General features: G+C 71.4%; 11 protein-coding genes. 3 read left to right on the top strand and 8 right to left on the bottom strand.

The features are described 5' to 3' along the window. The 4 genes from D180_RS17105 to D180_RS17090 all read right to left on the bottom strand — a co-directional run. A partial coding sequence (locus D180_RS17105) for an ATP-binding cassette domain-containing protein (protein WP_043091229.1) occupies positions 1–291 on the bottom strand: 291 nt, incomplete at its 3' end. Between the two features lie 171 nt (positions 292–462). Then, complete coding sequence (locus tag D180_RS17100; RefSeq protein WP_043091233.1) at positions 463–966, bottom strand: N-acetyltransferase; 504 nt, start codon at positions 964–966, stop codon at positions 463–465. A gap of 14 nt (positions 967–980) precedes the next feature. Beyond that, positions 981–1,508 carry an alpha/beta fold hydrolase gene (locus D180_RS17095; protein WP_017913758.1) on the bottom strand — a complete coding sequence of 176 codons (528 nt, stop codon included), beginning with the start codon at positions 1,506–1,508 and terminating at the stop codon, positions 981–983. Continuing rightward, complete coding sequence (locus D180_RS17090; RefSeq protein WP_017913757.1) at positions 1,505–1,996, bottom strand: MOSC domain-containing protein; 492 nt, start codon at positions 1,994–1,996, stop codon at positions 1,505–1,507. Before D180_RS17090 ends, D180_RS17095 begins: the two co-directional genes overlap by 4 nt. A 22-nt stretch (positions 1,997–2,018) precedes the next feature. Here D180_RS17090 and D180_RS17085 point away from each other — a divergent pair, with 22 nt between their 5' ends. Continuing rightward, entirely contained in the window at positions 2,019–2,594 is a 576-nt protein-coding gene (locus D180_RS17085; RefSeq protein ID WP_017913756.1) for an N-acetylmuramoyl-L-alanine amidase, read from the top strand. A gap of 164 nt (positions 2,595–2,758) precedes the next feature. Here the strand turns inward: D180_RS17085 and D180_RS17080 are convergent, their stop codons facing one another. The 4 genes from D180_RS17080 to D180_RS17065 all read right to left on the bottom strand — a co-directional run bounded on the left by D180_RS17080 (position 2,759) and on the right by D180_RS17065 (position 6,245). Then, positions 2,759–3,694: a DUF1684 domain-containing protein gene (locus D180_RS17080; RefSeq protein ID WP_043091232.1), complete on the bottom strand. Its 936-nt coding sequence runs from the start codon at positions 3,692–3,694 to the stop codon at positions 2,759–2,761. Between the two features lie 57 nt (positions 3,695–3,751). Continuing rightward, positions 3,752–4,633, bottom strand: a complete 882-nt coding sequence (locus D180_RS17075; protein WP_017913754.1) for a sulfurtransferase — start codon at positions 4,631–4,633, stop codon at positions 3,752–3,754. Beyond that, positions 4,630–5,430 (bottom strand): DUF1289 domain-containing protein, encoded by an 801-nt coding sequence (locus D180_RS17070; RefSeq protein ID WP_017913753.1) that lies wholly within the window; start codon positions 5,428–5,430, stop codon positions 4,630–4,632. The genes D180_RS17075 and D180_RS17070 overlap by 4 nt, the downstream gene beginning before the upstream one ends. 113 nt (positions 5,431–5,543) lie before the next feature. After that, on the bottom strand, positions 5,544–6,245 hold the full coding sequence (locus tag D180_RS17065) for an FKBP-type peptidyl-prolyl cis-trans isomerase (RefSeq protein ID WP_017908716.1): 702 nt from the start codon (positions 6,243–6,245) through the stop codon (positions 5,544–5,546). Between the two features lie 160 nt (positions 6,246–6,405). Between D180_RS17065 and D180_RS17060 the strand changes: the two genes are divergently transcribed. After that, on the top strand, positions 6,406–7,188 hold the full coding sequence (locus D180_RS17060; RefSeq protein ID WP_043091231.1) for an enoyl-CoA hydratase-related protein: 783 nt from the start codon (positions 6,406–6,408) through the stop codon (positions 7,186–7,188). An 11-nt stretch (positions 7,189–7,199) separates the two neighbouring features. Beyond that, positions 7,200–7,475, top strand: a 276-nt coding sequence (locus tag D180_RS17055; protein WP_017913751.1) for a hypothetical protein, incomplete at its 3' end; no start/stop codon positions are given.

The following is a 7,475-nucleotide window of genomic DNA, read 5'->3' as shown; positions in this document are numbered from 1 at the left end:
CGCCAGCGCCCGCAACGCCGTGCCCACGCCGGCCAGGTCGGCGACGGTGGCGTGCGGCGCCGGCGCGATCTGCTGCGGCACGTAATGCAGGCGGCCGTGGCGCACGCAGCGTCCGGCGCTGGGCGTCAGTTCGCCGGCAAGCAGGCGCGCGAACACGCTCTTGCCGACGCCGTTGCGGCCGACCAGGCCGGTGCGGCGCGCATCGAGCGCGAAGTGCAGATCGGAGAACAGGATCCTGCCGTCGGGCAGAACATGGGTCGCGCTGTCCAGCGCAAGCAGCGGATGCGTCATGGGAACCTCCATGGATGCCGGTCGTGCCCGCCGATGGCTCGGCAGGTGGGACGAGGGCCGTCGCGAAGACGGCGGCATCAATGGCGCATCGGCGTGGATCCTCGATCGGAGTGGACGCGGGACGATGCTAACGCAACGCGGCCGCGACGGGCCACGGCGCGGCGCGCTGGCTCAGGCCGCGGACAGGAACGCCGGGTGGTAGGCCACCTCGCCCATCGGCGGCAGGCGCTCGCCGAAGGCCAGTGCCTGGAAGGCCTCCACCGGCGCGCCAGGCAGGGTCAACCCGGGTTCCGGGCGGAAGCCGAAGCGCGCGTAGTAGGCCGGGTCGCCCAGCACCACGCAGCCGGCCGCGCCCAGCGCCTGCAACTGCGCCAGCGCCTCGCGCACCAGGCGCGTGCCCAGGCCCTGGCGCTGGTGGCCCGGCCCCACCGACAGCGGTCCCAGCCCGTACCAGCCGCGGCTGTCGTCGGACAGGCTCACTGGCGACACCGCGACGTGGCCGACGATGTAGCCCTCGTGCTCGATCACCAGCGACAGGGTCAGCGCGCCGTCCGCGCGCAGCCGTTCGATGATGTCCTGCTCGTCGTGGCGGCTGTGCGCGACGCGGAAGAAGGCGACCAGGGTCAGCGCCTCGATCGCCGCCGCGTCGGCCGGCCGCTCGGCGCGCAACAGCATGTCGCCGGCTGCGCTCACAGGCGCTCCAGCAGTTCGGCGAAGGCCTGCGCCGAGGTCGCCACGTGCTCGCCCAGGCGGTGCGTGTCGTCGACCAGCAACAACCGCGCAGCACGCGCCTGCGCCCAGGCGATCACCTCGGCGGCGGGAATCAATTCGTCGCGCCAGGCATGCACCACCGAGGTCGGCACCGGTGCCGCATCCAACGCCGGCATGTGCCCCATCCGCGTCGGCGGCACCATCAGGAACAGGCCGCGCACCGGCACCTGCAGCGACACCTGCGCGGCGATATAGGCGCCGAGGCTGGAACCGGCCAGCACCAGCGGCCCGCGCTGCGCCGCCGCCTGCGCCAGTTCCAGCAAGCGCTGCAGGCGGGTCGGCACGTCGCCGAGCGGGCTGATGTCGCGGCGCGCATCCAGGTCGGTGTAGTCCGGGCGCGAATGGGTCCAGCCCAGGCGTTCCGCCACCTCGGCCAATGCGGTCACCTTGATCGCGTCCGGCCCGCTCTCGAAGCCGTGCGAGAGGATGCAGTGGCCGCGGCTCACAGCGCCACCACCGCATCGCCCAGCCGCAGCGTGCCGCCTTGCACGATGCGTGCGCACAGGCCGCCGTGGCCACGCATGGCGTTGTAGCCGCCGGGCCCCAACGCCTGCTCCATGCGCGAGCACGGGTCGCACGGCGCGATGCCTTCCAGCTCGACCTCGCCGATGCGGAAGCGGCGTCCCTTCAGGGCGATCAGCGGAATGCCGGAGACCACCACGTTGCGCCGCAGGGTCGCCGGCGCCACCGCCGCATGGCCGGCCAGCGCGGCGATCGCCGGCAGGTGTTCGGCCTGGATCAGGGTCACGCCGCGCTTGCCGTTGCGGCCGGCGTAGCGGTCGCCGTGCAGGCCGCCCTCGGTTTGCGCCTCAGCGGCGTCGACCTCGTGCATCGGCACGTCGCGCGCCGGGCGCAGGCCGATCCATTCCACGCGTCCGGCGCGCGGCAGTGTGGCCAGCAGGGTCGCCAGCGGGCTTTCGGAATTCAGGGTCATCGGCGAATGCTAGCATCCGCGCATGCCGCCCACCTCGCCGTTGCCGATCCACGATGCGCCCCTGCCCTACGTCGGCCTGCTGCAGGAGCGCGCGCCGGACAGCATCACGCTGGCGGTGATCCACTGCACCGAGTTGCCGGACCTGGCCAGCGCGCGCCTGTACGGCGAGCGCGTGCTGTATCCGTCGGGCACCGGCAACAGCGGCCACTTCTACATCGACCGCGACGGCAGCGTGCATCGCTACGTACCATTGGAGCGCATCGCGCATCACGTGCGCGGCTACAACTCGCAGTCGCTGGGCATCGAACTGGTCAACCGCGGACGCTATCCGCTGTGGCTGGATTCGCGCCACCAGGCGATGTGCGAGGACTACCCGCCGGCGCAAGTGCAGGCGCTGATCCGGCTGCTGCAGCAGTTGCGCGCGGAACTGCCGCAGCTGCACCACATCGCCGGACACGAGGCGCTGGACCGCAGCCTGGAACCGGCCAGCGACGATCCGACGCGGCAGGTGCAGCGCAAGCTGGATCCGGGCCCGCGCTTTCCCTGGCCGCAGGTGCTGGAGGCGGTGACGCTGGCGCCGTATGCGCCGCCTGTGTGACCGCCTTGGAGGCGGCGGATTGGAACGGCTGATTCGGGCCGCGATGGAGTAGCAGACAGCGTCGCATTCGCAGGCTCCCGCAGGAGCGGCTTCAGCCGCGCCCCGGCTTCACCGGGAACGGCCCGGTCGCGGCTGAAGCCGCTCCTGCGCGATTTTCCACGCGCTCAGTGCGCGCCGACGTAGTTCTTCTCCCCAGCGGTCACCGCCACGTCCAGGCGATTGCCGACCGGCGCCAGCGGGCACACCACGTGCGGGGTGAACGCGCATGGCGGGTTCTGCGCCAGGTTGAAATCCAGCACGATGCGGTCGCCCTGCGGCGCCGGCACGAACAGATAGCGGGCGCCGCCATAGCTCTCGCGGCCACTGGTGCGATCGGAGAACGGCAGGAACAGGCGCTGGCTGGCGCCGTCGCGCAGGATCTGCAGCTTGTAGCGCCGCCCCCGCAGCACGAACTCGGCGCTGCCGACCAGGGCCAGCGGCTGCGGCGTGCCGATCGAGGTGAGCAGCACCATCGCCTGCGGCGCCGGCACCGGATGCCAGTCGGCCACCACCCGCCACTGCGGATCGATCGGGAAGTAATCGATGCTGCGGAAGCGCGCGCGCGCCGGCGCCTGCGGATCGCGGAAACGCCAGCCGAACAGGTTGCCGGTGCGCACCACGTAGAACTCCTGCGCCCCCAGCGCAAGGCGGGTCTGGGTGTCGTGCGCCGCGTCGGTCTCCAGGCGGCCACCGGCGAACGGCTGGCCGTTCACCTGCACCGCCGCGTCCGCCGCGGGCTGGAACTGCACGCCCTCCTGCAGATCCACCTGCAGCATGCCCAGATGCGCCGGGCCGGCCGGCAACTGCACATCGTTGTCGGGTGCGCTGCCGACACGGTGCAGGCCACTGTGCAGACGCCCGGAGCCGGTGAAACTCAACCAGCCCGACGGCGCGCGCAATGTCGCCAGGCGCTGCGCACGATTGAGCTCCACCGCCTCGCGATAGTGCGTGGCAGATTGCGCGCGTGGCGAGGCGTCGGCGCCATCGGCCGACGCGCGGCGGTCGCCGCAGGCGGCCAGGCCCAGCAGCATCGCAAGCCCGCAGGCCTCACGCCAGCGCATGGTGCCGCCCCTGTCGCGTGCCATCGTGCATGCGTTCCGTGTGGACCGGCGCCGGCCCTAGCCGATGGCGCGCGGCCGTGCCGGATCGGCGATCCAGCCGCTCCAGGAGCCGGCATACACGCGCGCACCGTGCAGGCCGGCATGCTCCAGCGCCAGCAGCAGATGGCAGGCGGTGACGCCCGATCCGCACATCAATACCACCTCGCGCGGATCGCGTCCCTGCAGCAGCGGCTGCAGTTCCGCGCGCAGTTCCTGCGCCGGGCGCAGGCGGCCGTCGCGCAGGTTCTGCGCCAGCGGCCGGTTGAGCGCGCCGGGCACGTGCCCGGGCAGCGGGTCGATCGGCTCCACCTCGCCACGGAAGCGTTCGCCGGGGCGCGCATCCAGCAACCAGCCCGGCGCCTCGTGCAGACGCGCGGCGACCTCCTCGGCGGAGACGATGCGTGCAGCATCGAAGACCTGCGGATACGGCGGCAGCGGCGACGGCGCGGAGGCCGCGTCGGTTTCCGGCAGGCCGAGCCGGCGCCATTCGGCCAGGCCGCCGTCGAGCACGGCGACCCGACGATGGCCGAGCAGGCCCAGCATCCACCACAGGCGGGCAGCGGCCATGCTGCCGTCGCCGGCGTCGTACACCACCACCTGGTGCTGCGGGCCGATGCCCCACTGCCCCAGAGTGCGCGCGAACGCCGCGTCGTCCGGCAACGGATGCCGGCCCAGGCCGGGACGGCCGAGATCGGACAGATCCGCGTTCAGATCGGCGTAGACCGCGCCGGGCAGGTGCGATTGCGCATAGGCCTCGCGCGCGGCCGCCGCCGCGGCGGGATCGAGCAGCGCCGCCGGCACGAACCGCGCATCGACCAGGCGCAGCGCGGGATCGCCGAGCGCGGCGGCCAATGCTTGCGCCTCGACCAGGGTGTGCCATTCGGGGGACGTTGCGGTCATGCGGCTTGCTCCAGTCGGCGGCGCAGGTTGAGCAGGATCGCCGCGGTCGCGCCCCAGATCCGCTGGCCGGGCCAGCCGTACTCCAGCACGACGCGCGGGCGTCCGCGGTAATCGGTTTCGATGCTGCGCAGGTTGTCCGGCGCCATCAGGTAGGCCAAGGGCACTTCGAACACCTCCGCCACCTCGCCCGGATGCGGCTGCGGCACGAAGCGCGGATCGATCGCCGCGACCACCGGCATCACCCGGAAGCCGCTGATGGTGACGAACGGATCCAGGTAGCCCAATGGCTCGGCCTGCGACGCCGCCAGTGCGATCTCCTCCTCGCTCTCGCGCAGCGCAGCGGCCACCGCATCGGCGTCGCTGGCCTCGATGCGGCCACCGGGAAAACTGACCTGGCCGCCGTGGTGACGCAGGCTGTCGGTGCGCCGGGTCAACAGCACATGGGTGCCGTCGGCGCGCGGCACCAGGCCGGCCAGCACCGCCGCTTCCACCGGCGCGCCGTCCGGCAGCAGATCCTGCAGTTCGTGGTGGTTCCAGCCCGGCCCCGCCGGCGGCTGCTGCAGCGGGTGCAGTGCGCGCAGCAGGTGCGCGCGTTCGGCCAGGCGCTGCCCCGGAGACGGCGACCAGCCGCGGCCCGGCAGCACCTCGTCCATGTAGCGGCGGCGTTCGGCGTCGCTCATGCCGCGCCAGCGTGCGATCTCGTCGCCGCTGCGCAGGCAGCCGGCGCAATAGCCCTGCGCATCGAGACGGCAGAGACCGATGCAGGGCGTGAGCAGGGCATGCGGAACGGGATCCATCGGATTCGACACCTTGCCAGCCTAGCGCGATTCGTCGGCGCCGTCGTTGCCTGCCCAAAAAAATTGCGCCGGCATCGCTGCCGGCGCAATCGTCGTGCACTGAACCAGCGTGCTTACTTGACGCTGACCAGCTTGATCTCGAACTGCACCGCCACGTTCGGCGGGAACGGCGTACGCGGGTCGGCACCGTAGGCCTTGTCCGGCGGCAGGGTCACTTCCCACTTGGAGCCGGCCGGCATCTGCAGCAGCGTGTCGCGCATGGCCTGCATCTCGACTTCGCTGACCTTGATCGCCGGGATCTGCTGCGCCGGACGCGCCTGCGCCGGACGCTGGCCGAACGGGTACGGACCGGCCACTTCCAGCTGCACGGTGCTGGCCTGGGTCGGCTTGGCACCCTTGCCGGCCTCGATCACGCGGTACTGCACGCCGCTGGGCAGCACCTGCACGCCAGGCTTGGCCTTGTTCTGGGCCATGAACTGGTCGCTCTTGGTCTTGTTCTCGGCAGCGGCCTTCTCGTAGTCGGCCTTTGCCTGCTGGGCGCGGGCCTGCTCGCGCTTCTGGAACGCTTCCACCGCCGGCTTCAGCTGGTCGGCGCTGACCGCCGGCTGCTTCTTGGCGTAGGCGTCCTGCAAGCCCTTCACCACCGCATTGATATCGAGCTGCTCGCCGCGGCCGGTGAGTTCGGCAAGGTTGTTGCCGTAGTCGTAGCCGAAGTAATAGCTCAGCTTGCCCTTCTCGGACGAGGTGTCCTGGGCGAACGCATTGCCGCTCAGGGCGAGGGCCGCGACAGCGACCGCAATAGAACGCAACTTCATCAAACAATTCTCCAGGGTGGTGGCACAGGGCGGCCCGTGCCGCCTGAGATGACGCGTTAGGATAGCCGCCGCGGCGCGTAACCGCTACCGACGACGCTGCTCTGACTGGTGCGGCCCGCCCAGAGTTCCCATTACCTTTTTTTAACAACCAGGAATGCACATGTCCGGCACGCCGGTCCTCGCCGATACCCAGGGTGCGATCCGCATCCTCACCGTGAATCGAGCCGACAAGCTCAACGCCTTGAATCGCCAGGTTTTGCAGGCGCTGGATGCGGCCTTCGCCGCGGCCGCGGACGACCCGCAGATCCGCGTGGTGGTGCTGACCGGCGCCGGCGAGAAAGCCTTCGTGGCCGGCGCCGACATCGCCGAGATGAACGAACTGACACCGGTACAGGGCCGCGATTTCTCGCAACTGGGCCAGCGCCTGATGCGCCGGATCGAGCGCATGCCCAAGCCGGTGCTGGCGATGGTCAATGGTTTCGCCCTCGGCGGCGGGCTGGAACTGGCGATGGCCTGTCACCTGCGCGTGGCCGCCGACGGTGCGCGCCTGGGCCAGCCGGAGATCAATCTCGGCTTGATTCCCGGCTTCGGCGGCACCCAGCGCCTGCTGCGGCTGGTGGGCCGCGCCGCGGCGCTGGAACTGTGCCTGCTCGGCGCGCCGATCGACGCGGCGCGCGCACTGCAATTGGGCCTGGTCAACCGCGTGGTCGCCGCCGGCGAACTGCAGGCGACCACGCTGAAATTGGCGCAGCAACTGGCCGATGCCGCACCGCTGGCGCTGCGCGGCATCCTCGACGCGATCCAGATCGGTGGCGAAAGCGCGATCGAACAGGGGCTGGAATACGAGACCGCGCAGTTCGGCCTGCTGTTCTCCAGCGAGGACATGCGCGAAGGCACCCGCGCCTTCCTGGAGCGGCGCCCGCCGCAGTTCCGCAACCGCTGAGCCCGCACACGATGTCGCACGCCCCCGCTCCCGCCACGCCGCTGCAGTTGCTGCGCTGGATCCTGGACGACGATCTGGATGCCGCGATCGACGGCGGCCTGATGGACTACCGCGGCACCGATCCGGAGGACGATCGCCTGGATCCGGCGCATCCGCAGTTGCGCGCGCAGGTGCTGGCCGCGCAGCAGCGCCTGCGCGATGCGTGGGACGCACGTGCGCGCTACCGGGCGCGCAGCACGCGCTTGGAACGCCGTACCAATGCGCGCCAGGCGCGACGTGCGGCAGCG

The sequence above is a fragment of the Xanthomonas sp. SHU 166 genome, from assembly GCF_000364685.1.
Classification (GTDB): Bacteria; Pseudomonadota; Gammaproteobacteria; order Xanthomonadales; family Xanthomonadaceae; genus Xanthomonas_A; species Xanthomonas_A sontii.
This window is presented reverse-complemented; position numbering and strand designations above follow the sequence as displayed.

Bases quoted from the DNA above. Each gene is read 5' to 3' on its own strand.
- D180_RS17100 (WP_043091233.1), bottom strand. From the start codon at position 966: ATGCTGTTGCGCGCCGAGCGGCCGGCCGACGCGGCGGCGATCGAGGCG.
- D180_RS17090 (WP_017913757.1), bottom strand. From the start codon at position 1,996: ATGACCCTGAATTCCGAAAGCCCGCTGGCGACCCTGCTGGCCACACTG.
- D180_RS17085 (WP_017913756.1), top strand. From the start codon at position 2,019: ATGCCGCCCACCTCGCCGTTGCCGATCCACGATGCGCCCCTGCCCTAC.
- D180_RS17080 (WP_043091232.1), bottom strand. From the start codon at position 3,694: ATGCGCTGGCGTGAGGCCTGCGGGCTTGCGATGCTGCTGGGCCTGGCC.
- D180_RS17075 (WP_017913754.1), bottom strand. From the start codon at position 4,633: ATGACCGCAACGTCCCCCGAATGGCACACCCTGGTCGAGGCGCAAGCA.
- D180_RS17070 (WP_017913753.1), bottom strand. From the start codon at position 5,430: ATGGATCCCGTTCCGCATGCCCTGCTCACGCCCTGCATCGGTCTCTGC.
- D180_RS17065 (WP_017908716.1), bottom strand. From the start codon at position 6,245: ATGAAGTTGCGTTCTATTGCGGTCGCTGTCGCGGCCCTCGCCCTGAGC.
- D180_RS17060 (WP_043091231.1), top strand. From the start codon at position 6,406: ATGTCCGGCACGCCGGTCCTCGCCGATACCCAGGGTGCGATCCGCATC.